This window comes from Haloferax marisrubri, from assembly GCF_001469875.2.
Classification (GTDB): domain Archaea; phylum Halobacteriota; class Halobacteria; order Halobacteriales; family Haloferacaceae; genus Haloferax; species Haloferax marisrubri.
Map to the genome: position 1 here is coordinate 122,495 of NZ_LOPW02000006.1, position 23,414 is coordinate 145,908.

Genomic DNA, 23,414 nt, shown 5'->3' on the forward strand with positions numbered 1-23,414 from the left:
CGTTCCCGGCGGGCGGGACGTGGAAGCGTCAGCGCTTTCCGCGCCAGCGACGTGTGATGAGCCGTGCCCTCGATTCGCCCCGACGAACTCGACGCCCGCCTCGCCGACGGGGACGACCCCTTCGTCCTCGACATCCGCCCGGAGTCGAACTACCAGCGCGGCGCAATCGACGGGAGCCGCAACGTCCCGGTCTACGACGACCTCCGGTCGGGCGACGACGCCTCGCTTCGGGGTCAGTTGGACGAGATTCCGCGGGACCGCGACGTGGTCGTCGTCTGTAAGATGGGCATCGTCGCGAAGCGCGCGACGGGGCTCCTCCGCGAGGAGGGGTACGACGCGGCGACGCTCGCGGGCGGCATGAGCGGGTGGAACGGCTACCAACGGGGGTCGCTGGGCTACAAACTCCGGTCGCTCATCTGGCGACTGTTCTGAGGCCGTCGAGGAACTCCCGAAGGGCGTCCTCGAAGAACGCGGGGTTGTCGAGGTTCGACGCGTGGCCGGCGTCGGGAACTTCGCGGACCGTGGCGGACGGAATCCCGTCGCCGAACGCCGCGGCGTGCCTGCGCACGAACGGGAGTTCGTTCTCGCCGTACAGGACCAGCGTCGGGACGTCGATGTCGCCGAGGACGACCGACGAATCGGTGAACCGGCTGACCGCCCGAATCACTTTCACGAACTCGTCGGTCGCCATCCGGGGGCCGCGCTCCCGAAGACGCTCGACGTTCCCGTAGTCGCCGCCTGCGGCCGTTCCCGACAGCCGCTCTTGGAACCAGACCATGACCTTCTCCACGCGCTCGTAGCCGACGAGCCGGACGAGCGGAATCGTCAACCGCGGGACGACGAGCCGCTGGAACCGTTCGAGACGGTCGAAGACGACCGGGGAGAACGTGTCCGCGAGGACGAGCCCCGAGAGTCCCTCAGGGTATCGCATCGCGTATGCCTGCGTGACACAGCCGCCGGTCGAGAGCCCGCACACCACGGGCCTGTCGAGTCCCAACTCCGAGACGAGCGCGGCGAGGTCGTCGGCGAACAGCTCCATCGAGTACGTCGCCAAGTCGGACCCGCCGGTTCGGCCGTGTCCCCGAACGTCGTACGAGACCGTGGTGTAGTCGTCGCACAGCGCCTCAGCCTGGCGGTCCCACTGGCCGTGGTCGAGAATCGCCCCGTGGACGAAGACCACCGGCGGCCCCTCGCCTCGCCGCTCGTAGTAGGTGTCGATACCGTTCGTTCGGGCGAACGCCATGCGACCTAGTGGCGCGCCGAGAGCATGAGTGCGCCCTCACATGGCAACGATTTCACACTCTCGCCGGCAGTACGGTCACTTATCCGTCTCCGGCAGAGAGTAGGCGGTATGACGATAGAAACCGGCGACTCCGTTTCGCTCGAATACGTTGGAAAGCTCCCTGACGGCACGGTTTTCGACACGTCGCGGCAGGACGTGGCCGACGCCGAAGGACTCTCCGAGGCGCAGGGCGACCGCGACTACGAGCCGCTCGTGGTCGAAGTCGGCGCGGGGACCGTCATCGAGGGCCTCGACGAGGCGCTCGTCGGCATGTCCGTCGGCGACGAAGAGAGCATCGAGATTCCGCCGGAGAAGGCCTACGGCGAGCACGACGAAGACCTCATTCGCGAGCACGAGACCGAACAGCTCCGCGAAGTGCTGGGTGACGAACCCGAGGAGGGGCTGTACGTCCAGACCCAGCAGGGCGGCCTCGGCGAAATCGTCCACGCCGACGACGACGTGGTCCGCATCGACTTCAACCACGAGCTCGCCGGCGAGACGCTCGTCTTCGACGTCGAAATCGTCGACGCGAACTAAGCCGCGGTCTCGCGGTTCTTCTCCCGCTATTCGCGCCACCAAGCGACGGCGTACATCACGCCGCCGACGAGAATCAGGACTGCGCCGACCCCAGCCGCGCCGAGGCCGACGACGAGCGCGGCCCCGAAGCCGAAGTCGTCGACGTGCCCGTAGACGGTGATGCTGTGGAGCGTGCCCTCTTTTTCCACGAGTGCGGGGAGGCGGTCCACGAAGGCGTCGTTCACCCGCGGTCGGTAGCCGAAGTCCTCGTCCGAGGAGTTCCGGAGCACTCTATCGACCGTTTCTCTCGCCTCCGGCGAGAGGCGTTCGTAGCTGTACGCCCCTCGCTCGACGGTGGTGTTGGCGACGCGCTGGAGCGTGGCGTTTCGGGCGGTGACGAGCGAGCCGTTTTCTTCCACGCTGAGCCGGTAGTACTGCTCGCGCTCGCCGTAGGCGTCGTGGACGTACGTGTTGTTCCGCGCTATCGCGCGGAGGTCGGCTCTCGCGCCCGCCGCCGCGGTGCGGGCGGTGCCGTTCCGCATCGCCGCCTCCAGCGTCTCGCGGGTCTCGTTCGGCGCGCGGTACTCGCCGGCCGAGTATCGGTGGCTGACTTGGTGTACCGAAATCGAGACCGTCCGCCCGTGGTGACTCACGATAGTCTCGACATCCGATTGGTTCGCGAGTGACACGGTCTCGGCTCGGTACGACTGCGAGGTTTGCGGCGGCGGCGACGTCGCCTCCGCGAGCGCGGGCAGGTACACCGGCGCGGGGAGACAGACGAGACCGACCACCGCGAGGAGGAGGGCGAGTTTCCGGAGACGCATCGTCGGGAGTTCCGCCGAGCGCGGTAAGTGTCTTCTGTCGCTGTCAGGCGCCCACGCGTCCGCAGTCGCCTACTCGTCCAGCCGCGGGTGGGCGTTGAGGCAGTCTCGAACCCGCTCGCGCTCCTCGCGGGCCGAGGCCAACTCGTCTGCCACGACGCCCCGCCGGAGGCGGTCGCGCTGGTCTTCGGTGAGTTCGGCGCGGGCGACCGCGGCGGTGCGGAGGCGGTCGTACGACTCATGGTACGTCAGTTCGTGGACGCCCCGGGCGTGCGCGACCGTCTCGTCGTCGGCGAACCGACTCACGACGGCGACGAGTTCCTTCGTCCGCCAGCGGAGTTCCGAGGCGGGCTCCGGCGGCCACGACACGGTCAGCGGGTCGGCGTCGAGCGTCTCCAGAAAGCGCTTGTTCGTCCCGACGGCCGCGGAGAACCGCTTGGGGTCGTCCACGTAGTGGTCGAGCTTCGACCGCGAGTAGCCGGCGTACTCGACGAGCGTGGAAATCGGCTCGTCGCCGATGGCGGCGGTTTCGAGGTACTCGCGCAGTCGCTCCGGAGGACTGGGCGTCTCGACCAGCGGGTACGACTCGGCGGCCGCCAGCCACGCGAGCACTTCGCGGGCGGGCGACTCGGCGCGGAACCGGTCGAACGCCTCGGTCACGGCGTCGTCGTACCGCTCGATGGGGTCGCGGAGGTCGTCCACCGGCGCGTCGATGTCGGCTTCGCCCAGTTCCCTAACGCGTTCGAGGCGCTCGATTCGCGCGTCGAGTTCGTCCGCGCGCTCCCGCAGTCGCCGGCGGGCGCTCCGGTAGTCCTCTCTCGCCTCGTCCAGTTCGTCGAGGAGCGCCGCCTCCTCGCGGGCGGGGTCCAACTCGCGTCTGGCCTGCTCGAAGTCCGACGCCGACAGCGACGAGGTGATGCCGGTCGTGAGCGAGTCGTTGGCGTCGATGAAGGCGTCGCTGTGGCGCACGTCCGCGGGGACCTCCTCGAGTCGGTTCGACAGCGCCTCGCGGAACGCGACGTAGCCTTCGAGGTCGTCGGTCGCCTGCTCCTCGTAGCGGTCGAGAATCCCCGTCACGTCGCGGACGGCGGACGCGAGCGTCCGAAGCTCCTCGCGGCCGATTTCGTCGACCGACTCGCGCCGGTCGCGGAGGGTGTCGGCCGCCGTGCGGAGCGCCGCTACGGGGTCGTCGGCGAGCGCGGCGTCAGTCACGCCGCGGCACCTCGGGAGGGCGGCCCGTTCGCGGAATCGGTGTCATGCCCGACGAGTCGGTGCGCGAGGGTTGAAAACTTGATGACCGAGGAAGACGGCGGGCGGGCGGCCGAAGTCGGCCGATGCCGGCCGAGTCAGCGCTGGTCCCGGCCGACCGCCACGTCGAACGCGGCGGCGACCGCGACCGCGAGCACGCAGAGCGCGACCGACGGCGACAGGGAGAACAGGCCGACCATCCCGGGGAACGTGGCGACGACGAGGAGCGAGACGGCGTAGTAGGCTCCGGCGACCGCGGCCGACGCGCGGACCGGCGCGGCGCGCAGTCGGGGGAGCGCGAGCATCGCACAGAGCGCGACGCCGCCGGCGACGACGACAGAGCCGGGGAGGCCCGCGCCCGCGAGGTCGGCGCGCGCGCCGAGGAACGTCCCGAGGCCGAGCGTCGCGTTCAGGTAGGCCGCTCGGCGGACGAGAAACCCGTAGCCTGCGTCGGGACCGAGGCCGATTTCGCCGTCCTCGATGCGGTGCCACGGCGCGCCGACCGAAACGGCGTTCATCCGGAGCGCGCCGATGGCGAGGCAGGCGACCGCCAGCGAGACGACGGCCGCGGTCGTGACCGCCACGGGCGTCGAGACGGTCATGAAGGCGACCCAGAGCATCGGCAGCGCGAGAAGCAGGTGCTGTCCGAGCCCGAAGTAGACCGTCGCGTCGAGCCACGCGTCGACGCCGGTCTCGTCGTCGTCACGTCGCTGGCGTCGTCGCCGCCGCCGTCGCGTCCGCGTTTCGCCGCCCGGGGGTGACTCGTCTGTCGGTGCCATCACCGTTTGGTTGTGACTGCTGTCTGATAACTGTGTGGCGCGCCGAGGGCCGCGACGCCGGGGGCGGGCGGTCCGCGGACGCCGTCCGGCGAAAGGACTTACCCGCGACCGGGTGTATGACAAGCCATGTACGAGCGCATCCTCCTGCCCGTCGACGAGAACACGTCGTCGAGCGCGGTCCTCCACCACGCCAGCGAACTCGCCCACTGGGACGACGCGGAGATACGACTGCTCTTCGTCGCCGACACGACCCGCGACAGCGTCACCGTGGTCGGGAACGACGTGGTCGACGCGCTCGAACGCGAGGGCGAGAGCGTGGTCGAGGAGGCGGCGGAGACGCTCCAGAACCTCGGCGTCGAGTACTCGACGGACGTGGTGCAGGGCAACCCCGCACCGACTATCGTCGAGTACGCCGAGGAGTACGACTACGACCTCGTCGTGATGCCGACCCGCGGGCGCGAAGGCATCTCCCGACAGCTCCGCGGGAGCGTCACGGAGAAGGTCGTCCGCCTGTCGGACCGACCGGTGCTCACCGCCCGCATGAAGCCCGACGAGGAGCTGACGTTCCCCTACGAGCGCATCCTCATCCCGACCGACGGGAGCCGCTCCGCGAAACGAGCGACGAGCCACGGCCTCGAACTCGCCGCCGAACTCGACGCGACGGTCCACGTCCTCTCCGTGGTCGACGACTCCGCGCTCGGCTTCGACGTGCGGTCGATGCTCTCCGGCGAGGAGAGCGAGCGCGGGGCGAACGAGGCGATTTCGCAGGTCGTCGAGGAGGCGAACGAACACGGCGTCACGAAGCTCGCCGAGACCATCGAACACGGCTCGCCGAGCGCGGCGATTCGGGAGTACGTCGAGGGCAACGACATCCACGCCGTCGTCATGGGAACCACCGGGCGGAGCGGCGTCGACCGAATCCTCCTCGGGAGCGTCGCCGAGCAGACGGTACGGAGCGCTCCGGCTCCCGTCATCACGGTGTCGCCCGACGAGGAGTAACCCGAGCGGGTCGCGGGCGGCGGGTCGTCCGCCTCGGGATACAGCTATTACCCGCGGGCGACGTATCGGCGCAGTAGCCGTGGTCGAACAGGACCGTCTCGGACGCCCGTCCATCCCCGACGGCCGGAGGGCTCGATAGCGATGCTTCGCGCGACCATCCTCCTCGAACTGAACGAGGACTACGTGCTGTCGCACGTGAGCGACCTCGTCGACGGGCCGGTCGTCGTGACGAACTGCGAGGTGCTCGGCGAGACGGACATCCGATTCGTCGTCGACGCCGGAGAGCACCGCGACGAGATGGCCGACCGCCTCGCCGCCAGCGAGGTCGTCCGCGACCTCGAACTCGTCGGCGACGACCAACTGCTCATCACCAAGCGGTCGTCCGGCGCGCTCCCCGTCATCCGAGAGAACCACGGGATGCTCCAGCGGATGAGCCAGTTCTACGGTCGCTCGCGCGTCTTCGACGTGGTCGTGTTCCGGCGGGCCGACCTCAAGGCCATCATCTCGGGGCTCCGGTCGCTCGGCACCGTCGAACTCCGGCGGCTGAAACCCTTCGTCGGCCCCTCGACGCGGCTCTCGAAGCGGCAGGCCGAGGTCGTCGGCTACGCGCTCGAACGCGGCTACTACGACTGGCCGCGGGGCGTCACGGTCGAGGAAATCGCGGCGGCGTTCGAGGTGAGCAGACCGACCGTGTTGGAACACCTCCGCCGGGCCGAAAAGAAACTCCTCAGCGACGCGCTCGCCGACGCGACGACGCCCGCGAATCCCGACAGCACCTGACTGCGACCGGGCCGGTTCGGCCCCCAGCGCGCCGCGAGTCGGATTTTAAGCGCCTAGTACTCCTGAAATACGTCACCATATCTTCGGAAACCAATATAAAGAGCCAACAGGGGTAGGCACTACTCCCGTGGCTTCGTCCGGTGTACGTATTGTTTGCAATTACCATGATAAATGGGAATCACTCTCGTGGTGGTGACGGGCGGAAAACGCGCGGGTCGTCGCGGCGGACGTTCCTCGCGGCGGTCGGCAGCGCGGCGGCGGTGACGACGGCTGGCTGTCTGGGCGGCGGCGGTGGCGGCGGCTCCAACGAGCCGATTCGATACCTCTCGGACCGCGGCGACTCGAAGGACGTGATGGACGAGATTATCGCCGAGTTCGAGGAGGAGACCGACCACACGGTCGAGATGATTTACACGGCGAAGGGGACCTCCTCGGACGCAGAGATGCAGAAGATGGTCGCCGCGGGCAACCCGCCGGACCTGCTTTTCGACACCTCGACGGACGCGTATCGACTTCAGCGCGACGGCGTCCTCGCGCCGGTCACGGGGGCCGTCCAAGATAACGACCTGCCCGACCCGGTCAACGTCGGCGGCGAGTCGTACTTCGCGGCCGCGATGGTCGAACCGCTCATGGGCTGGTACCGAAACGACGTGTACTCCGAGATGCCCGCGTCGTGGAGTGAGTGGGTCGAGGCGGCCGGCGAGGTGTCGGCCAACGAGTCGATGGAGGGCTACGTCATCCAGTCGGGTCAGACGAACAACGCCGACACCCAGATGACGCAGTACCTCTGGCAGAACGACGTGGAGGTGTACGGCGGCCCCTCCGACGGCATCGAGGTCAGACTCGACAACGACGACAACCGACAGGCGGCCGTCGAGACGTTCGAGTGGGTCCAGTCGATGGCCGAGCACTCGCCGAACGGCTCGGGGTGGGCGTGGGGCGACGCCATCGGCGCGCTCCAACAGGAGAACGCCGCGGCTATCGCCAGCGTCGGCGGCCTCCCCATCCTCACGATTCAGGCCAACCGGCCCGACCTCGTCGAGAACCTCAGTCCGATGCCCTTCCCCGTGCCGAGCGGGGCGGCGCAGGACAAGTGGTGGGCGTACATGGAGGGCCACCTCGTCCGCAACGACGGCCAGAACACCGAGGGCGCACAGGCGTTCGTGGACTTCTTCACGAGTTCGTCGCGCTTCTTCGACTTCGTGCTCTCCGCGCCGCTGTTCCAGTTCCCGCCGACGCGGGAGCAACTTGACGCGCCCGAGGTGACCGAAAACGAGGTCATCCAGCAGCACCCCGACGTGATGAACCTCGTCCGCGACAACTGGGACGCCTTCACGAGCGTCCTCGCGACGGGCGACGACGGCGCGCCGAACATCGTCGCGGCCGACGCCTACAGCGAACAGCTCTTCGGACAGGCCGCGGACCAGCTCCTCGTCGGCGGGCTCACACCCGACGAGACGGTCGACTGGCTGGCCGAGCAACTCCGCGGGTTGCAATGAGTACGGCCCTCAAATCGCGGTTGGCGGCCGCCGGGTCGGCCCTCAGAGAGCGCGACGTGGACGGCACGACGCTCCTGTTGGCGGCGTGTTTCGTCCCGATGCTCGCGTTCTTCGTCGTGGTCTGGGTCATCCCCATCGTCTACGCGCTCGGGATGAGCCTGTTCGCGTCGCCGGTGCGGAACCCCGAGTTCGTCGGCCTCGGCAACTACGCGGCACTTCTCGGCGACGGCGCGTTCTGGGGCTTCCTCTGGAACAGCGTCGTCTACGCGGTGGCGACGACGGGGCTGAGCCTCGTCATCGGGCTGGGCCTCGCGCTCGTCATCAACCAGCGCATCCGCGGCGGCGACGCCCTGCGGACGCTGATGATTTTCCCGTACCTCCTGCCGACGCTCGTTGTCATCTTCATGTGGAAGTTCATCCTCGACCCCAACATCGGGATTCTGAACCAGTTCCTCGTCGACGCCGGGCTCATCGACAAGCCGATAGCGTTCTTCTCGACCCTGGAGTTCGCCATGCCGGCGGTCGTCGTCACGAGCGTCTGGAAGTTCGCCAGTTTCGCCTTCTTCATCCTGCTCGCGCGCCTGCAGGCCATCGACCCCGACCTCTACGAGCGGGCGCGGGTCGAGGGCGCGACGACGTGGCAGGCGTTCCGCGACATCACCTTCCCGCACCTCCGCGGCGCGATTCTCATCATCCTCCTCGTCAGGGGCATCTGGATGTTCAACAAGTTCGACATCATCTACCTCTCGACCCGCGGCGGCCCGCTCCAGCAGACGACGACGCTCCCGATTCGCGTCTACCAACTCGCGTTCAGCGAGGTGAACTTCGGCATGGCGACGGCGCTCGCCGGCGTCATGTTCTTCCTCCTCGCCGGCGTCGCGGTGGTCTACTTCCGGGCGTTCGCCCCCGAAAAGGAGGTGGCGTGAGATGGCGACGTCCGCCGGTCGCGGCCTCGTCTCCCACGACACCCAGAAACGCCTCCAGCGAATCGCCGTCTACCTGACGGCGCTTCTCATCTCGGTGTTCACCATCATCCCGGTGTACGTGATGGTGGTCATCGCCATCCAGTCGCCGGCGACGACGTTCGCCGGCGGGCGGGTGAACCTGCTTCCCACCGAGCCGTCGCTCCGGAACTTCCTCGTCCTCCTCGGGTCGACCGACACGGTCCGGTACTTCGTCAACAGCCTCGTCGTCACCCTCGGGTCGACCGTCCTCTCGACGACTATCGCGGTCGCGGCGGGCTACGGCCTGACGCGCTTCGACTTCACCGGGAAGTCGCTGGCGGCGCGGGCGGTGCTGTTCTCGTACATGTTCAGCCCCATCGTCCTCGCCATCCCGCTGTACGTCGTCTTCTCGACGCTCGGCCTGCTGAACAGCCACTTCGCGCTCACCCTCGCGCTGACGGCCATCTCCGCGCCGTTCTGCATCTGGCTGATGTGGCAGTACTTCCAGACCGTCCCCATCGCGCTCGAAGAGTCCGCGTGGGTCCGCGGCGCGAGCCGCTGGCGCACCGTCAGAGACGTGGTCCTGCCGGTCGCCCGGCCCGGCTACATCTCCGCGGCCATCTTCGCGTTCGCCGTCGCGTGGAACGACTTCACCATGGCGCGCGTCGTCATGAGCCGCGACGAGATGTACACCATCACCGTCGGCGCGTCGCTGTTCTTGGACCGCGTCAGCATCGGCTGGGGCGAGACGATGGCCGTCTCGCTTCTCATCTCGATTCCGCCGTTCCTCATCGCACTGTTCCTGCAACGATACCTCCTCCAGGGCTTCAGCGTTGGAGGCCTCGAATAATGGCAACCAGCATCCACCTCGACACCGTCAGAAAGGAGTTTCGAACCCTCGGAAACACGCACGTCGCCGTCGACGACCTCAGCCTCGACATCCCCGAAGGCTCGTTTACGACCTTCGTCGGCCCCTCGGGCTGCGGGAAGACGACGACCCTGCGCATGTTGGCCGGGTTGGAGACGCCCACCTCGGGCACCGTCTCGTTCGGCGACGAGGACGTGACCGACCTCCCGCCGCAGGAGCGCAACGTCTCGATGGTGTTCCAGTCCATCGCGCTCTACCCGCACATGTCCGTCCGCGAGAACATCGGCTACGGCCTGAAGATTCACGGCGTCCCGAAGGCCGAACGCGACGAGCGCATCGACGAGGCCGCCGCAGTCCTCCAAATCGAAGCGCAGTTGGAGAAGATGCCCGCCGAACTCTCCGGCGGGCAACAACAGCGCGTCGCCCTCGGCGGCGCGTTCGTGCAGGACCCCGACGTGCTGCTTCTGGACGAGCCGATGTCCGACCTCGACGCGAAGCTCAAATCCGACCTCCGCGTCGAGATTCAGCGACTCCACCAGGAGCTCGACACGACCGTCGTCTACGTCACCCACGACCAGACCGAGGCGATGACGATGAGCGACCAGGTGGTCCTGCTTCGCGACGGCGAACTCGCGCAGGTCGACCCGCCGAAACAGCTGTTCGACTACCCGAACTCGGAGTACGTCGCGCAGTTCATCGGTATGCCCTCGACCAACGTGGTCGACTGCGCGGTCGAGGCGGGAGACGGCGGGACCGCGCTCGTCGGCCCCGGGTTCGAGCTTTCGCTCCCGGCCGGCGTCGAGGCCCCGACCAGCGATCGCGTCAGACTCGGCATCAGGCCGCAGTACCTCGACGTGGGCTCCGACGGGGCGTGTCGGCTCTCGGTCGACGTGGAGGTCGTCGAGACGCTCGGAACCGAGTCCGTGGTCCACGGCCGCCTCGAAGACGGCACCCCCTTCGACGTGGTGAGCGACGCCGTCGACGACGCGGTCGCGGGCGACCGCCTCGACGTGTCGTTCGACCTCGCCGACGCCTTCGTCTTCGGCGAGGACGGCGAGACGATACTCTTCGGCTCCGAGCGCGCCGGCGAGCGCTCGTCGTCGCCCGCCGGGGCGGGGGGCGTCACTCCATGAGCGGCGACAGCGCCGAGCGCGCCGAGAGCTCCGAGAGCACCGAGACTGCCGCGGACGCGACCGGCTCTGCGACCGCGTCGGCGTCGCCCGGGCTCCCGCTCGACGGCGTGCGCGTCCTCGAACTCGGCCACATCATCGCGGGGCCGTTCTGCTCGATGCTCCTCGCCGACCTCGGCGCGGACGTCATCAAGGTCGAACACCCGGAGGGCGGCGACCTCATCCGCGGGTCGTCGCCGGTCGGAAACAGCTCGTTCAACTACGTCAACCGGGACAAGCGGAGCCTCACGCTCGACCTCAAGTCCGACGCGGCGCTCGACGCGTTCTTCGACCTGCTCGACGAGACCGACGTGGTCGTCGAGAACTACGCGCCGGGGACCGCCGAGCGACTCGGCATCGGCTACGAGCAGTTGCGAGAGACGCACCCGGGCCTCGTCTACTGCTCCATCAAGGGGTTCAACCCCGGCCCCTACGAGTCGTACCCCGCGCTCGACCCCATCGCCGAGGCGCTGTCCGGGCTGATGAGCGTCACCGGCCACGAGGGGATGCCCCCCGTTCGGTCGGGCACGAGCATCGCCGACATGGCGGCGTCGTTCTACGGCGCGATAGCGGTCCTCGGGGCGCTCTACCGCCGCGACCGGACCGGCGAGGGGTCGAAGGTGACCGCGCCGCTGTTCGAGTCCACCGTCTCGATGATGGGCTACTGGCTCGCGTACACCGAGGCCTACGACGACGTGCCGGGGCCGATGGGCGCGTCACACCCCAACTGGGCACCCTACGACGTGTTCGAGACGGCCGACGACGAGTGGGTGTTCATCGGCCCCTCCGGCGAGCGCCAGTGGACCGCGCTCTGCGAGGCGCTCGGCCTCGACCTCCACGAGGACGACCGGTTCGACACGCTCCCGGACCGCCGGGAGAACCTCGACGAACTCATGGACCTGCTCCGCGCCGAATGCGAGACCTACCCGGCGGACGACCTCGTCGCCGGTCTGCGCGAGGTCGGCGTCCCCGTCGCCAAGGTGAACTCGATGGACGAGGTCGCGGCGGACCCTCACCTGCGGGCGACCGACTTCTTCACCGAGGTCGAGACCGCCGAGGGAACGTCGCGGTCGGTCAGCGTTCCGCGGTTCCCCGTCGTCGCCAGCGGCTTCGACCGCCCCGAATCGACCGACCCGCCGAAGCTCGGCGAGCACACCGAGGCGATTCTCTCGTCGCTCGGTTACGACGACGCGGCCATCGACGCGCTCCGGCGCGCGGGAGGGGTCTGAATGGCCGCCGCGGAACCGGTCCTCCTCGACGTGACCTGCCGCGAGGGCGAACAGCGCCCCGGCGCGTCCTACACGACGGGACAGAAAGTCGCGGCCGTCCGCGCCCTCGACGACCTCGGCGTCGACTACGTGCAGGTCGGCTTCCCCATCGCGGGCGAACAGACCGGAGCGGTCTGCGACGCGGTCGACGTGGAGACGAAACTGACGGGCATCGCCCGGGCCGTCCCGAAGGACGTCGAGGCCGCGGTCGACGCCGGCGTCGACGTCATCGACGTGTTCGCGCCGACCAGCGAGCGACAGCGGACCGAACTGCTCGGGAAGGACGCGGACGAACTGCGCTCGCTCGTCGGTGAGACGGTCGATTCCGCGACCGAGACCGGGCTGGAAGTCCACTTCACCGCGATGGACGGCTTCCGGACCGACCCCGCGTTCCTCGACGACCTGTTCGACTCGATAGACGCGACGTACCTCACTATCGCGGACACCGTGGGCTCGAAGACGCCGTTCGAGGTGTCGTCGTTCCTCCACGACCTCGACACCGACCCGGCCCGCCTCGGCGTCCACTTCCACGACGACCTCGGCGTCGCCACGGCCAACGCGCTCACCGCGGTCGCCCACGACGTGCAGAAAGTGGACGTGTCGGTCGGCGGTATCGGCGAGCGCGCCGGCAACGTCCCCGTCGAGGAGTTCGTCGTCGCGGCCGAGACGAGCCGCGCCGTGAACCGCCCCGCGCTCGACCCTTCGACGCTCATCCCCCGGGCGAACGACGTGCTGACGGCGCTCGGCGAGTCGGTGCCGGCGGAGAAATCGGTGCTCGGCGCGGACGTGTTCTCCCACGAGTCCGGGCTCCACACGGCGGCGATGCTCGACGACCCGGCGACGTTCGAACCGTTCGACCCGGCCGTCTTCGGCGGGTCGCGGACGCTCTACTTCGGCCCGCAGAGCGGGACCGGCGCGGCCCGCCGGCTCTTGGAGCGGGTCGGCGACGACCCCGACGAAACGAAGGTCGCGGCGCTCGTCGAGACGCTCCGGTCGCTGGACGAACCGGTGCCGACCGACGAGGCGCTGGACATCGCTCGGCGGCTCTGAATCGGCGCTGTCTCACCGCTCAGTCGGCGCTCAGTCGGTGTTGAGCCGGAATAACGCGGTTCAGTATTCCGTTCCTTTTCTCGCGCGCTGGCCGGCGTCGATGGGGTGTTTCTCCTTTCTGACGTTGGTCACGAGGTCCGCGGCGTCGTACATGTAGGTCGGCTCCTCGTGGCTCCCGGTCAACACGAGTTCGAGATTTTCGGGCTTTCGCTCCACGAGGTCGAGCACGTCTTCCTCGTCGAGCAGTCCCATCGCGACGGCGTAGAGGAGTTCGTCGATGATGAGGAAGTGGACGCCGTTCTCGGCCGGGCCGTCGAGGTCGAGGGGGTTCGAGAGGTCGGCGTCGGCCGCGGCGTCGATGAGTTCGCGCGCCCGGTCGAGACCGGCGGCGACCTGCGCCTCGTGGTCTGCGTCGTCGCTGCCGTCGGCCATGCCGGCCCAGCCGTAGTGACCGAGGTTCTCGAAGGAGAAGCCGGGCATCGCCGCGATGGCGTTGTACTCCCCGCGGACGGCCTCGACGGAGTCCGCGCCGCCCTTCAGGAACTGGAGCATGTGGACGCGGTAGCCGTGGCCGGCGGCGCGAAAGCCCATGCCCATCGCGGCCGTGGTCTTGCCCTTGCCGTCGCCCCACCACACCTGCACGAGGCCGAAGTCGTCGGGCGCGGCGGGTTCGATGGCGGCCGCTTCCGGGCGGACGCCGCGGCCGGGGGTGTTCGCCCGAACCGAGTCGGGGGTGGTTTCGTCGTCTGTTTCGGTGGTTCCGTCGGGTGCGTCGGTCATCGTAGTGAATTCGAAGTCGGTGTCGCAGTCGGGTCGGCGCGGACCGAACCGGTCCGTTCCGCCCCGCGTTGGTCGGTCGTCGGTCGGTGCTTGTCGCGGCTTCGTATATAGGGGTTCGCCGCGCTCGCCTCTCGTTCTCACGCGCTCGCGCTCTTACGCGCCGCGCCTTCGCCGTGGTTAGTCCGTCAGCCGCGAGACGAAGCGGTCGAACGCCCCGCTTTCGGGGTGGACGTGCGCGTAGGTACCGAGAGTTCGGTACTCGGTGAGCCCCTCGCGGCCGTCGATGCCGGTCCCGCGCTTCACGTCGAAGGCGAACCGGGCGTCCGTCGCCGGGTCCGCCGACGAGTAGTGGAACTCGTGGCCGCGGAGCGTCTCGCCCGCGTCGGCGGTCAGCGTCCCGTCGGTTGCGCGGAGTTCCACGTGGTCGAGCGCCTGATAGCGCTCCTGCATCGTCACGTCCGCGGGGAGGATACCGGCCATCTCGTGGGTGTCGCCGTCGGTCGTCGTCAGCGACTCGGAGAGCGCCATTAGGCCGCCGCACTCACCGAACACCGGGAGGCCGTCGGCGGCCCGGTCGGCGAGCGCCGGGAGCGTCGGCGACGACGCGAGGTCCGCGGCGAACCGCTCGGGGTAGCCGCCGGGGAGGTAGACGCCGTCGCAGTCCGGGAGGTCGTCGCCGCCGACCGGCGAGAAGTACGAGACGGTGCCGAGCGATTCCAATCGCTCCAACGTGGACGGGTAGACGAAACAGAACGCCTCGTCGCGGGCGACGGCGACCGTCGGGCCGTCCGAATTCGTGGCTTGGACTGGCTCAGCTCGAATGCCCGCTTCGAACTCTTCGGTGTCCCACTCCGGTTCCCGCGCAACCTCCGCGAGCGCGTCGGCGCGAACTCCGTCGGCCGCGGCGTCGAGCGCCTCGTCGGACAGCGGGGCCTCGTCGCCGAGGTGGAGTCCGAGATGGCGCTCCGGGATTTCGAGGTCGTCGCTCGGCGGGATTCGACCGAGGTATGGCAGCTCCTCGGGGAGCGCGTCGCGGATGCCCTCGGCGTGGCGGCCGCCGTGGGCGCGGGAGGCGATGACGCCGGCCACGTCGGCGTCGATTCCCATCCGGTCCGCGTAGGTCCGGAAGCCGTAGGCCGTCGCCGCGACGCTCTGCATCCCGGCTCTCGCGTCCGCGACGAGGACCACGGGGAGGTCGAGGAGGGCGGCGACGCGGGCCGTCGAGGTGTCGCCGTCGTAGAGGCCCATCATGCCCTCGACGACGCAGATATCTCCCTCGCCGCGGGCGTAGGTCCGGCGCATGCCGTCGTCGCCTTCGAGCCACGGGTCGAGCGTCCGCGACGGTTTCCCGGTGACGGCGGCGTGGTGCGAGGGGTCGATGAAGTCGGGACCGGCCTTGGCCGGTTGGACCGCGTACCCTTCTCGTTCGAGCGCGCGGCACACCGCGAGCGTCGTGACCGTCTTCCCGACGCCGGAGGCCGTGCCGGCGACGACGACGCCTCTCATCTGGTCACCGCGGTCCGCGTCGCGGACGGCGCTTCCGGCGGGTCGCTCGCGAGTCGAGACGGGCGTTCGGCAGTCATATCAACAAGTGGAATTTCAGTAGTCAAAGTTGTGTTGGGTCGGGTCGCCGAGGGGCGGCGTAGTCGGCGACTCGCGTTCGGCTCAGTCCCAGAGGTCGTACATGTCGTCTTCGACGCCGTCGGCGTAGTGACTCCCGTCGTAGACGACGCCCGGGGCCGGAGCGGCCGAGTCCGTATCCGCGTTCGCGCCGTCGTCCGCCGCTTCGACGGTTCCGACGACCGTCGCCTCGATTCCCTCGGCGTCGAGCGCGGCGAGTGTGTCGTCGGCCTCGTCTTCGGGGACCGCCGCGAGGAGCGCGCCGGAGCCGAGAATCCGCATCGGGTCGACGCCCATCGCGTCACAGAGCGCCCGCGTCTCGGGCCGGACGGGCACGTCGTCGGTATCGACCTCGATGCTGACGCCCGAGGCGCAGGCGAGTTCGACCAGTCCGTTGAGGACGCCGCCCTCGGTCGGGTCGTGCATCGCGGTTGCGGCGGGCGCGAGCACCGCGGACTCGGGCAGGACGCTGATGTCGTCGAAGAAGCCCGCGGCGCGGTCGACCGTCTCGGAATCGACGCCGGCGGCATCGAGGTCGGCGCGGAAGTCGGTGGCGAGGACGGCCGTGCCTTCGATGCCGGCCCCCTTGGTGAGAATCACCGCGTCGCCGGGTTCAGCGCCGCTCGTCGGGACGTATCGGTCGGTCGGTCCCATGCAGGTAAGCGAGAGGAGCGGTCGCGAGAGGCCGGCGACCGTCTCGGTGTGGCCGCCGATGATGCTGATGCCGAGTCTGCTCGCCTCCGCGTCGAGTTGGGCGGTGATGTCGTCGAGGAGGTCCACGTCCGGTTCGGGGAGGAGGACGGTGCTCACGAGCCACTCGGGGACGCCCCCGCAGGCGGCCACGTCGTTGCTGGCGATGGCGACGCCGAGGGTGCCGATGCGCTCGGCGGCGAGCGAGATTGGGTCGGTGCTGACGACCATCGCCCCCTCGTCGGTGGCGACGGCGGCGGCGTCCTCGCCGTAGCCGGCCCCGACGAGCAGGTCGTCGTTGGGGGCCCCCGTCCGCGAGAAGACGTAGCGGTCGAGGTCCGCATGTGAGAGTTTGCCCATACACGTGGCTGACGGCGAGGGCGCTTTTGTGCCTTCCCGTCCGCCGGCGGATGCCGTACTGCTAAGACGCTCTGTTCGTAACGGGAAGCCATGCTGATGACACCCGGCCCCACGGCCGTTCCGCCGCGGGTCCGTGACCGACTGAGCGAGCCGATGCCGAACCCCGACATCGAGCAGTCGTTCTTCGACACCTACGACGGCGTCTGCGAGAAACTCGGGCGCGTCTACGACACCGACGACGACGTGGTCGTCATGGGCGGCGAGGGTATCCTCGGCCTCGAAGCCGCCATCGCCTCCACGGTCGCCCCCGGTGACGACGTGCTCTGCGTCTCGAACGGCCTCTACGGCGACGGCTTCGCCGACTTCGTCGAGAGCTACGGCGGCGACCCGACGGTCGTCGGCGCCGACTACACCGACCCGCTCGACGTGGCGGGCGTCGAAGCGGCGCTCGACGAGAGCGAGTTCGAGGTCGCCACGATGGTCCACTGCGAGACGCCGACGGGCACGCTCAACGACATCGCGCCGGTGCTCGAACTGCTCTCCGACCACGGCGTGTTGACAATCGTCGACGCCGTCTCCTCGCTCGGCGGGACGCCCGTCCCGAGCGAACACATCGACATCAACCTCGGCGCGTCCCAGAAGGCGTTTAGCTCGCCGCCGGGACTGACGACGGCCGCCGTCAGCGACCGCGCGTGGGAGGTCATCGAGGACCGCGACCCCGACTCCCTCTACACGAATCTCCTGCCGTGGCGCGACACGAGCGAGGGGTTCCCGTACACCCATCTCGGCGCGAACGTCGCCGCACTCGACGAGTCGCTGTCGATGCTCCTCGAAGAGGGCCTCGACGCGGTTTACGAGCGCCACGAGGACGCCGCCGCGCACTGCCGCGAGCGCGGGGCCGACCTCGGACTCGATATCTACCCCGACGCCGACCGGAGCGCCCCGACGGTGACGGCGTTCCACCTCCCCGGCGAGGCGAAACGCGTCCAAGCGGAACTCGAAGCCGAACACGACGTCGTCCTCGCGACCGGTCTCGCCGACCTCGCCGACGACATCCTGCGGGTCGGTCACATGGGCTACAACGCCGACGTGGAGAAGGTCGACCGCGTGATGGACGCGCTCGCGACCGTCGTCTGAGGACGCGGACCGGCCGCTGCTGGCTGTCAACGCTTTTACCCGAAGCCGACGACAGTCTCGGTGAGAACAATCGTGACCGAGACGAGCGATTCGAGGGCGTGGCCGGAACCGGACGACGGAATCAGATACGCAATCGTCGTCGTGTTTCTGGCAGGGCTCCGCCGCCGCAACCCCGCGGCGATGGTGAACGCCGTGTTCGGACTCGCGGGCACGTACCTCCCCGACGCCGTCGAGCGACTGGCCGGCGTCGAGTTCCGCCCGTGGCAACGCGTCTACGTCGAATCGGCCATGTTGACCCACTCGGTCGGGATGCTCGGCCCCTACGACGACGTGTGGTGGTGGGACCACCTCACTCACGCCCACTCGGCGACGATTCTCGGCGGGGTCGTCCACGTGCTCTCGCGTCGCCGCGGCCGCGACCCTTCGACCCGCGTCCTCGCGGCCGTCGTCTGCGCCGGCCTGCTCTGGGAACTCGCCGAGTACGCCATCCACCGCGGGGCCGACGCGCTCGGCATCGACCCCGTGCTCGTCTCCTACGGTCGGGTCGACACCGCGCTCGACCTCGTCTTCAACCTCGTCGGCGCGGCGCTCGTCGTCCTGTTCGGCGACCGCGCCCTGACGAATCTCGTTCCCGAAGACACGACCACGTTGTAGTGACGCTCTCACCGCCCCGTCATCGCCCTGTCTCCGTATTCTCCGTCACGGTTCGGGGTTCTCAGCCGCTGAGACGGCAGATGCTTCGATATTGCAAATAATTATTCCGTCTCGCACCACGAGTAGCGTATGTCAGCAGGCAGTTTTCGAGTCGCCGTTCTCGGGGGAGGGGTCGGTGGGCTGAGCGCGGCGCACGAACTCGGGGAACGCGGTTTCGACGTGACCGTGTACGAGGCCAAATCGCGACTGGGCGGGAAAGCTCGGAGCTTCTCGGTCCCCTCCGGTGACGACGGCCACTTACTGCCGGCAGAACACGGGTTCCGATTCTTCCCGGGGTTCTATCGGAATCTCCGCGACACGCTCGGCCGAATCCCGCGACCGTCCGGGGGCACGGTCGCGGACAACCTCGTCGAGACGAACGAGACGCTCATCGCGACGACGACGGGCGAAGAGATGCGGTCCGAGACGCGGACGCCGAACACGATTGCGGAGTGGGTCGCCGCGCTCAAACCGACAATCGGCGGCGGCGAAATCAGCCCCGCCGAGACGAACTACTTCCTCCGGCGTCTGCTGGTGCTGCTGACGAGTTGTCGGGCGCGCCGCGAGCGGGAACTCGACCGCGTGTCGTGGTGGGAGTTCGTCGACGCGGAGGCGCAGTCACCGGCCTACCGCAAGCACCTCGCCGAGAGCACGCAGGCGCTCGTCGCGTTGAAACCCCAGCGCGGCAGCGCCCGCACTATCGGACAGATATACGCGCAGTTGATGCTCGACCAACTCGACCCCAACCGGCCGACTGAGGCGGTGCTCAACGGCCCGACGAGCGAGGTCTGGATTGCGCCGTGGGAGTCCTATCTGGACTCGCTGGGCGTGTCCGTCCGCACGGAGTCGCCTGTCACGAAGATCGACTCCGACGGCCGTCGCGTCACCGGCGTCGAACTCGCCGGCGGGGAACGAGTGACCGCGGACTACTACGTGGCGGCGCTTCCGGTCGAGGTAATGGCCTCGTTGGTGACGCCGGAACTTCGACTGGCGGCCCCGTCGCTCGGAACCGTCGGGCGACTCAACACCGCTTGGATGAACGGGATTCAGTTCTATCTCACCGAGGACCTGCCGCTCGCGCGCGGCCATCAAGCGTACACCGACTCCCCGTGGGCGCTGACGGCGATTTCGCAGCGTCAGTTCTGGGACGACGGCCCGTTCGACATCGAGACGTGCGCCGACGGCGAGATTCAGGGGGTCCTCTCCGCGATTATCTCGGACTGGGAGACCCCGGGGGCGGTGTACGACAAGCCGGCCCGCGAGTGTAGCCGCGAGGAGATCAAAACCGAGGTCTGGCACCAACTGACGGCTCACCTCAACCGAGATGCGGAGCGGCTCTCGGCCGAGTACCTGTACGACTGGGTGCTCGACCCCGCAATCGTCGACACCGGCGACGGGATGGAGAACCACGAACCGCTGTTGATTAACACGGTCGGCTCGCTCCGAGACCGGCCCCCGGCGGTGACCGACGCGCCGAACCTCGTGTTGGCGGCCGACTACGTCCGCACGGATACTGACTTGGCGACGATGGAGAGCGCCAACGAGGCAGCCCGCCGAGCCGTCGGCGGCATCGTCGAGCGCACGGGGGCCGGCGCGCCGCCGCCGACTGTCTGGGGGCTGTCTGAGCCACAACTGTTCGACCCGCCGAAGCGGCAGGACGAGGTCGCGTTTCGGCTGGGGCTTCCACATCCCGGCGAGGCCGAGCGCGGACTGCGGTCGACCTTCCGAGGTCTGCGAACGAGCGGCTGGGGACTGGATGACTGACCGTTGGCCGCGGCGCTTGGCTCCCGTCGAAGCTCCCGAAACGACCGGCAGATTGCCGCGCCGTAGGAGGCGTCCGTGACGGTGTCGGCCGCGACCGAGCGGATTCGAGACGCCGTGTACGACTCGCTGACGGCCGAATTCGCGACGGCCCGCGGCGACCGCCCGGCGGTGGTGCCGGTCACGCCCTTTTTCGACCGCGAGCGGGAGGTCGTCGTCGTAACGGCCGCGCCGGCGTTCGCGGGGAAGGCCGAGCAAGCGGCGGCCAACCCGCGGATGTCGCTCCTACTCCGCGAAGACGAGAGCCGACTGCACCTGACTGGGCGGGCGACCGTTCGCGACGCCGACCTGGAAGCGAACACCGCCGTCGTCGAGCGACTCATCCGCGACGAACCGCCGTCGCCGAAACGGACGGCGATGGTCGAGGCCGCCGAGTTCCTCGGGACGCGGCTCGGACTGTTGCTTCTGGACTGGTACGGGCTCCGAATCCTCGTCGAGATTCGACCGACTGCAATCGACGAGCGGCCGACTGATGGCACGACGACGGTGCCGACGTGGAGCGCGGCCGGCGTCGACAGCGGAGAGGCGGAGACCTACGACCAGATGGTCGCGACCGTCACCGACGACGCGGGGTATCCCCGTAGCTGGCCGGTTTCGTCTGCGACCGTCCGCGACGGTCGGCTCCGGTTGACGCCGCCGGACGATGTGACGCCGGTTGACGGCCAGCCCGCGTGCGTCCTCGCCCACTGGCACGACGCGGACCTCGAAAAGCTCGAACAGCGACTCATCCGCGGCCGGTGTCGGGAGGACGCGCGCGGACTGGTGTTCGACCCCGCCAGTTCGTTCCACCTGCGGAACCGAACGGCACGGGACCGTCTTCGGTTCATCGTCGACGGAAAACGTCGGACGCGGACCTACTTCGCTGACCGTGGACAGACGTACAGACCGGTCCCCCGTCTTCGGACGCTCATCGAGTGGTGAGGTGCGCACTCGCGGACTTCGTCTCTCCGTCGGCGACTGGTGGCACCGGTAGCGACAGCAAACTGTCGGGTCGTCCGCGCCCGCCTCGTCAGACGAACACGGCGGACCTCTTCGATTGCTTTCTTACGGCTGACCTCGCCAGACAGGACGGCCTCCGTAACTCCCTGTGTCTCGAAGCTTGTTGGCAGCTGCTAACGAGAGCAGGAACCGGCGCACATTCTTTGGTGACGGCGCTAGGTAGTGAGTTAGTCGGAGGCTCGGTACCGACGGCGTCGAGTCGGTTCAGTCGTTGACGGAGATGTCGGCGACGATTCCGTCGATGAGGTGCTGTGCCCGCTCGGCGGCGTCGTCCCAGTTCGTCGTCGACCGGGTGTGCAGTCCCTGTTTGACGAGAAAGTGGACGTGAGTGGCGGTCAGTTCCACGTCTACGGGTCGGAACTCTCCGTTCTCGATGCCGCCTTCGATAACGTACGCGAGTGCGTCCCGCATCCGGCCGTCGACTCGCGTCGTCTCCTCACGGAACGCGTCGTCCCACGTCGCGTGCGCCCACAACTCGACGAAGACTCGCGCGACGGCAGTCTCGATATCGGTCGGAGGTGCGTGCATGGCCGCTTCGATTTGCGCGGCGGACGGGTGGAGAATCTGGTCGACGAACGCCCGAAGCTCCGCCTTCGCGTCCGTCACCGGCTGCTCCAATCGCCGCCCGACGAATATCTCGACGAAGTCGTCGAGCATCGAGAGCAACAACTCGTCTTTGCTATCGAAGTAGTGGTAGATGATGGACGGGTTCTGTCCGAGTTCCTCACCGATGTCCTTGATGGTGAGGTCCGCGTATCCGTGCTCGGAGAGCGCGCGAAACGCGGCTTCCCTGATTCGCTGTTTGGTCCCGGGATTGTCACTCATCGCGTCAGTTGTTCGCATTCTTCGACGGCCGGTATTCAGTATTCTCATCGCTGCGACCGTCTGCGGTAGCCGGCCGCGGCGGCCGACGGTGCCTCGCGTCGGTGAGCGACCCCCGAGCGGACCTCATTCGTCTTCGCTCCAGTAGGAGGCGAGCGAGACGGCGAACAGAACGCCCGTCCCGAACGCGGTGGCGAGCGTCTCCCGCGTGACCGCGTCCCGGTACCGCCAGCCGAGTCCGACGGCGACCGCGGCGTTCGCACTCCCCCAAACGACGTTCGCGACGGCGCTCGAATCCTCGCCCGCTGGGGTCTGGTGTCGTTGTCCGGTGATTCCTTTGACGAGGTGCGGGACCGCGTTCGTCCCGAACAGGCCGAGGAAGGCGAACGCGACGTGGTCTCGTCTCGTCGCCATCGCTCAGTCGGCCGCCTGCCCGCCGTCGACGGGCAGCGTGTGTCCGGTGATGAACGAGGCGTCGGACGAACAGAGGAACGCGACTGCCCCGGCTATCTCCTCCGGCTCGGCGACGCGTCCCATCGGAACGTCCCGCATGGCGGACGTGTCGAACTCGGCCCGCATCGTCGAAACCGCCATCTTGAGCAGTTGCACCAACTTGTCGAGCCGGCTCAGGAACGGTATCGAAGACAGGAACCCGTCGTCGAACATGCTGGACGAGATGTTCGTCTTCGTCGGGCCGGGGGCGATGGCGTTGACCCGGACGCCCTGACCGGCGTACTCGAGGGCGACCGACTTCGTCAGGCCGACGACGCCGTGTTTGCTCGCCGAGTAGCTCGACAGTCCGCCCATCCCGACGAGGCCCGCCTCCGAAGCCGTGTTGACGATGACGCCGCCGTGCTTCTTCATGACGGGGAGTTCGGCCTTCATGCACGCCCAGACGCCCTTCAGGTTGATGTTGATGAGCCGCTCCCACTGCTCTTCGCTGATGCTCGTCGTCTCCGCGAACCCGGTGAGGACGCCGGCGTTGTTGAACGCGATGTCGAGGCTCCCGTACTTGTCGACCGCGACCTTGACCATTCGCTGGACCGACTCCGCGTCGGTGACATCGACGGCGACGAACGTCGCTTCGTTACCGGCGGCCTCGATGCGAGCGACCGTTTCGCGGCCCGTCTCCTCGACGACGTCGGCGACCACGACGTTCACGCCCTCTGCCGCGAATCGCTCCGCCGTCGCTCGCCCGATTCCCGAACCGCCACCCGTTACGACTGCCGTTTTTCCGTCTAGTCCCTTCATAGTCTGTATCCCGTTTAA

Annotated in this window: 24 protein-coding genes; 14 read left to right on the forward strand and 10 right to left on the reverse strand. The window is 68.4% G+C overall.

Annotation, left to right across the window (positions count from 1 at the left end; translation table 11 throughout):
• The first annotated feature begins 63 nt into the window (after positions 1 to 63).
• The gene (locus AUR65_RS06545; RefSeq protein WP_058566079.1) at positions 64 to 432 is read left to right on the forward strand and encodes a rhodanese-like domain-containing protein; all 369 of its coding nucleotides are present in this window, start codon (positions 64 to 66) and stop codon (positions 430 to 432) included.
• Here AUR65_RS06545 and AUR65_RS06550 read toward each other — a convergent pair.
• On the reverse strand, positions 413 to 1,243 hold the full coding sequence (locus tag AUR65_RS06550; RefSeq protein ID WP_058566080.1) for an alpha/beta fold hydrolase: 831 nt from the start codon (positions 1,241 to 1,243) through the stop codon (positions 413 to 415). The two genes, AUR65_RS06545 and AUR65_RS06550, sit on opposite strands and share 20 nt — an antisense overlap.
• Before the next feature lie 108 nt (positions 1,244 to 1,351).
• Here AUR65_RS06550 and AUR65_RS06555 point away from each other — a divergent pair, with 108 nt between their 5' ends.
• Positions 1,352 to 1,819: an FKBP-type peptidyl-prolyl cis-trans isomerase gene (locus tag AUR65_RS06555; RefSeq protein ID WP_008093880.1), complete on the forward strand. Its 468-nt coding sequence runs from the start codon at positions 1,352 to 1,354 to the stop codon at positions 1,817 to 1,819.
• A 26-nt stretch (positions 1,820 to 1,845) separates the two neighbouring features.
• On the opposite strand, the gene AUR65_RS06560 is transcribed toward AUR65_RS06555, so the two are convergent.
• The 3 genes from AUR65_RS06560 to AUR65_RS06570 form a co-directional block, all read right to left on the reverse strand.
• Positions 1,846 to 2,622: a hypothetical protein gene (locus AUR65_RS06560; RefSeq protein WP_058566081.1), complete on the reverse strand. Its 777-nt coding sequence runs from the start codon at positions 2,620 to 2,622 to the stop codon at positions 1,846 to 1,848.
• Positions 2,623 to 2,691: 69 nt separating this feature from the next.
• Positions 2,692 to 3,831, reverse strand: coding sequence for a DUF7118 family protein (locus AUR65_RS06565; protein WP_058566082.1), 1,140 nt, complete (start codon positions 3,829 to 3,831; stop codon positions 2,692 to 2,694).
• A 134-nt stretch (positions 3,832 to 3,965) separates the two neighbouring features.
• Entirely contained in the window at positions 3,966 to 4,646 is a 681-nt protein-coding gene (locus AUR65_RS06570; protein ID WP_058566083.1) for a hypothetical protein, read from the reverse strand.
• Positions 4,647 to 4,772: 126 nt separating this feature from the next.
• Between AUR65_RS06570 and AUR65_RS06575 the strand changes: the two genes are divergently transcribed.
• The 8 genes from AUR65_RS06575 (at position 4,773) to AUR65_RS06610 (ending at position 13,223) form a co-directional block, all read left to right on the forward strand.
• Positions 4,773 to 5,645 (forward strand): universal stress protein, encoded by an 873-nt coding sequence (locus AUR65_RS06575; protein WP_058566084.1) that lies wholly within the window; start codon positions 4,773 to 4,775, stop codon positions 5,643 to 5,645.
• Between the two features lie 141 nt (positions 5,646 to 5,786).
• Complete coding sequence (locus AUR65_RS06580) at positions 5,787 to 6,425, forward strand: helix-turn-helix domain-containing protein (protein ID WP_004967876.1); 639 nt, start codon at positions 5,787 to 5,789, stop codon at positions 6,423 to 6,425.
• 260 nt (positions 6,426 to 6,685) lie between these two features.
• On the forward strand, positions 6,686 to 7,924 hold the full coding sequence (locus tag AUR65_RS06585) for an ABC transporter substrate-binding protein (RefSeq protein ID WP_058566085.1): 1,239 nt from the start codon (positions 6,686 to 6,688) through the stop codon (positions 7,922 to 7,924).
• Entirely contained in the window at positions 7,921 to 8,850 is a 930-nt protein-coding gene (locus AUR65_RS06590; RefSeq protein ID WP_058566086.1) for a carbohydrate ABC transporter permease, read from the forward strand. The genes AUR65_RS06585 and AUR65_RS06590 overlap by 4 nt, the downstream gene beginning before the upstream one ends.
• A gap of 1 nt (position 8,851) precedes the next feature.
• Positions 8,852 to 9,718 (forward strand): carbohydrate ABC transporter permease, encoded by an 867-nt coding sequence (locus tag AUR65_RS06595; protein ID WP_058566087.1) that lies wholly within the window; start codon positions 8,852 to 8,854, stop codon positions 9,716 to 9,718.
• Positions 9,718 to 10,869, forward strand: coding sequence for an ABC transporter ATP-binding protein (locus tag AUR65_RS06600; RefSeq protein WP_058566088.1), 1,152 nt, complete (start codon positions 9,718 to 9,720; stop codon positions 10,867 to 10,869). Before AUR65_RS06595 ends, AUR65_RS06600 begins: the two co-directional genes overlap by 1 nt.
• Positions 10,866 to 12,134, forward strand: a complete 1,269-nt coding sequence (locus tag AUR65_RS06605) for a CaiB/BaiF CoA transferase family protein (protein ID WP_058566089.1) — start codon at positions 10,866 to 10,868, stop codon at positions 12,132 to 12,134. The genes AUR65_RS06600 and AUR65_RS06605 overlap by 4 nt, the downstream gene beginning before the upstream one ends.
• A complete protein-coding gene (locus tag AUR65_RS06610) occupies positions 12,135 to 13,223 on the forward strand; it encodes a LeuA family protein (protein ID WP_058566090.1) in 1,089 nt (362 codons plus the stop codon).
• 60 nt (positions 13,224 to 13,283) lie between these two features.
• Here AUR65_RS06610 and AUR65_RS06615 read toward each other — a convergent pair whose 3' ends face one another.
• The 3 genes from AUR65_RS06615 to AUR65_RS06625 form a co-directional block, all read right to left on the reverse strand.
• Positions 13,284 to 14,003: a cob(I)yrinic acid a,c-diamide adenosyltransferase gene (locus tag AUR65_RS06615; RefSeq protein WP_058566091.1), complete on the reverse strand. Its 720-nt coding sequence runs from the start codon at positions 14,001 to 14,003 to the stop codon at positions 13,284 to 13,286.
• A 177-nt stretch (positions 14,004 to 14,180) separates the two neighbouring features.
• Positions 14,181 to 15,509: a cobyrinic acid a,c-diamide synthase gene (locus tag AUR65_RS06620; RefSeq protein ID WP_058566092.1), complete on the reverse strand. Its 1,329-nt coding sequence runs from the start codon at positions 15,507 to 15,509 to the stop codon at positions 14,181 to 14,183.
• Positions 15,510 to 15,668: 159 nt separating this feature from the next.
• Positions 15,669 to 16,673 (reverse strand): AIR synthase family protein, encoded by a 1,005-nt coding sequence (locus AUR65_RS06625; protein WP_058566093.1) that lies wholly within the window; start codon positions 16,671 to 16,673, stop codon positions 15,669 to 15,671.
• A gap of 90 nt (positions 16,674 to 16,763) precedes the next feature.
• Here AUR65_RS06625 and AUR65_RS06630 point away from each other — a divergent pair, with 90 nt between their 5' ends.
• From AUR65_RS06630 to AUR65_RS06645, 4 genes are all read left to right on the forward strand, one after another.
• Positions 16,764 to 17,810: a pyridoxal-phosphate-dependent aminotransferase family protein gene (locus tag AUR65_RS06630; RefSeq protein ID WP_058566094.1), complete on the forward strand. Its 1,047-nt coding sequence runs from the start codon at positions 16,764 to 16,766 to the stop codon at positions 17,808 to 17,810.
• Between the two features lie 60 nt (positions 17,811 to 17,870).
• Positions 17,871 to 18,464 carry a hypothetical protein gene (locus tag AUR65_RS06635; protein WP_058566095.1) on the forward strand — a complete coding sequence of 198 codons (594 nt, stop codon included), beginning with the start codon at positions 17,871 to 17,873 and terminating at the stop codon, positions 18,462 to 18,464.
• A gap of 129 nt (positions 18,465 to 18,593) precedes the next feature.
• Positions 18,594 to 20,267: a hydroxysqualene dehydroxylase gene (locus AUR65_RS06640; protein WP_058566096.1), complete on the forward strand. Its 1,674-nt coding sequence runs from the start codon at positions 18,594 to 18,596 to the stop codon at positions 20,265 to 20,267.
• Positions 20,268 to 20,342: 75 nt separating this feature from the next.
• Positions 20,343 to 21,245 (forward strand): pyridoxamine 5'-phosphate oxidase family protein, encoded by a 903-nt coding sequence (locus AUR65_RS06645; RefSeq protein ID WP_058566097.1) that lies wholly within the window; start codon positions 20,343 to 20,345, stop codon positions 21,243 to 21,245.
• 282 nt (positions 21,246 to 21,527) lie between these two features.
• Here the strand turns inward: AUR65_RS06645 and AUR65_RS06650 are convergent, their stop codons facing one another.
• The 3 genes from AUR65_RS06650 to AUR65_RS06660 form a co-directional block, all read right to left on the reverse strand.
• A complete protein-coding gene (locus AUR65_RS06650) occupies positions 21,528 to 22,148 on the reverse strand; it encodes a TetR/AcrR family transcriptional regulator (RefSeq protein ID WP_058566098.1) in 621 nt (206 codons plus the stop codon).
• A gap of 123 nt (positions 22,149 to 22,271) precedes the next feature.
• Positions 22,272 to 22,559, reverse strand: a complete 288-nt coding sequence (locus AUR65_RS06655; RefSeq protein ID WP_058566099.1) for a hypothetical protein — start codon at positions 22,557 to 22,559, stop codon at positions 22,272 to 22,274.
• Between the two features lie 3 nt (positions 22,560 to 22,562).
• Positions 22,563 to 23,396 (reverse strand): SDR family NAD(P)-dependent oxidoreductase, encoded by an 834-nt coding sequence (locus AUR65_RS06660; protein WP_058566100.1) that lies wholly within the window; start codon positions 23,394 to 23,396, stop codon positions 22,563 to 22,565.
• Positions 23,397 to 23,414 lie beyond the last annotated feature (18 nt).

Bases quoted from the DNA above. Each gene is read 5' to 3' on its own strand.
- AUR65_RS06550 (WP_058566080.1), bottom strand. From the start codon at position 1,243: ATGGCGTTCGCCCGAACGAACGGTATCGACACCTACTACGAGCGGCGA.
- AUR65_RS06555 (WP_008093880.1), top strand. From the start codon at position 1,352: ATGACGATAGAAACCGGCGACTCCGTTTCGCTCGAATACGTTGGAAAG.
- AUR65_RS06560 (WP_058566081.1), bottom strand. From the start codon at position 2,622: ATGCGTCTCCGGAAACTCGCCCTCCTCCTCGCGGTGGTCGGTCTCGTC.
- AUR65_RS06570 (WP_058566083.1), bottom strand. From the start codon at position 4,646: ATGGCACCGACAGACGAGTCACCCCCGGGCGGCGAAACGCGGACGCGA.
- AUR65_RS06575 (WP_058566084.1), top strand. From the start codon at position 4,773: ATGTACGAGCGCATCCTCCTGCCCGTCGACGAGAACACGTCGTCGAGC.
- AUR65_RS06580 (WP_004967876.1), top strand. From the start codon at position 5,787: ATGCTTCGCGCGACCATCCTCCTCGAACTGAACGAGGACTACGTGCTG.
- AUR65_RS06590 (WP_058566086.1), top strand. From the start codon at position 7,921: ATGAGTACGGCCCTCAAATCGCGGTTGGCGGCCGCCGGGTCGGCCCTC.
- AUR65_RS06595 (WP_058566087.1), top strand. From the start codon at position 8,852: ATGGCGACGTCCGCCGGTCGCGGCCTCGTCTCCCACGACACCCAGAAA.
- AUR65_RS06600 (WP_058566088.1), top strand. From the start codon at position 9,718: ATGGCAACCAGCATCCACCTCGACACCGTCAGAAAGGAGTTTCGAACC.
- AUR65_RS06605 (WP_058566089.1), top strand. From the start codon at position 10,866: ATGAGCGGCGACAGCGCCGAGCGCGCCGAGAGCTCCGAGAGCACCGAG.
- AUR65_RS06610 (WP_058566090.1), top strand. From the start codon at position 12,135: ATGGCCGCCGCGGAACCGGTCCTCCTCGACGTGACCTGCCGCGAGGGC.
- AUR65_RS06615 (WP_058566091.1), bottom strand. From the start codon at position 14,003: ATGACCGACGCACCCGACGGAACCACCGAAACAGACGACGAAACCACC.
- AUR65_RS06620 (WP_058566092.1), bottom strand. From the start codon at position 15,509: ATGAGAGGCGTCGTCGTCGCCGGCACGGCCTCCGGCGTCGGGAAGACG.
- AUR65_RS06625 (WP_058566093.1), bottom strand. From the start codon at position 16,673: ATGGGCAAACTCTCACATGCGGACCTCGACCGCTACGTCTTCTCGCGG.
- AUR65_RS06630 (WP_058566094.1), top strand. From the start codon at position 16,764: ATGCTGATGACACCCGGCCCCACGGCCGTTCCGCCGCGGGTCCGTGAC.
- AUR65_RS06640 (WP_058566096.1), top strand. From the start codon at position 18,594: ATGTCAGCAGGCAGTTTTCGAGTCGCCGTTCTCGGGGGAGGGGTCGGT.
- AUR65_RS06650 (WP_058566098.1), bottom strand. From the start codon at position 22,148: ATGAGTGACAATCCCGGGACCAAACAGCGAATCAGGGAAGCCGCGTTT.
- AUR65_RS06655 (WP_058566099.1), bottom strand. From the start codon at position 22,559: ATGGCGACGAGACGAGACCACGTCGCGTTCGCCTTCCTCGGCCTGTTC.
- AUR65_RS06660 (WP_058566100.1), bottom strand. From the start codon at position 23,396: ATGAAGGGACTAGACGGAAAAACGGCAGTCGTAACGGGTGGCGGTTCG.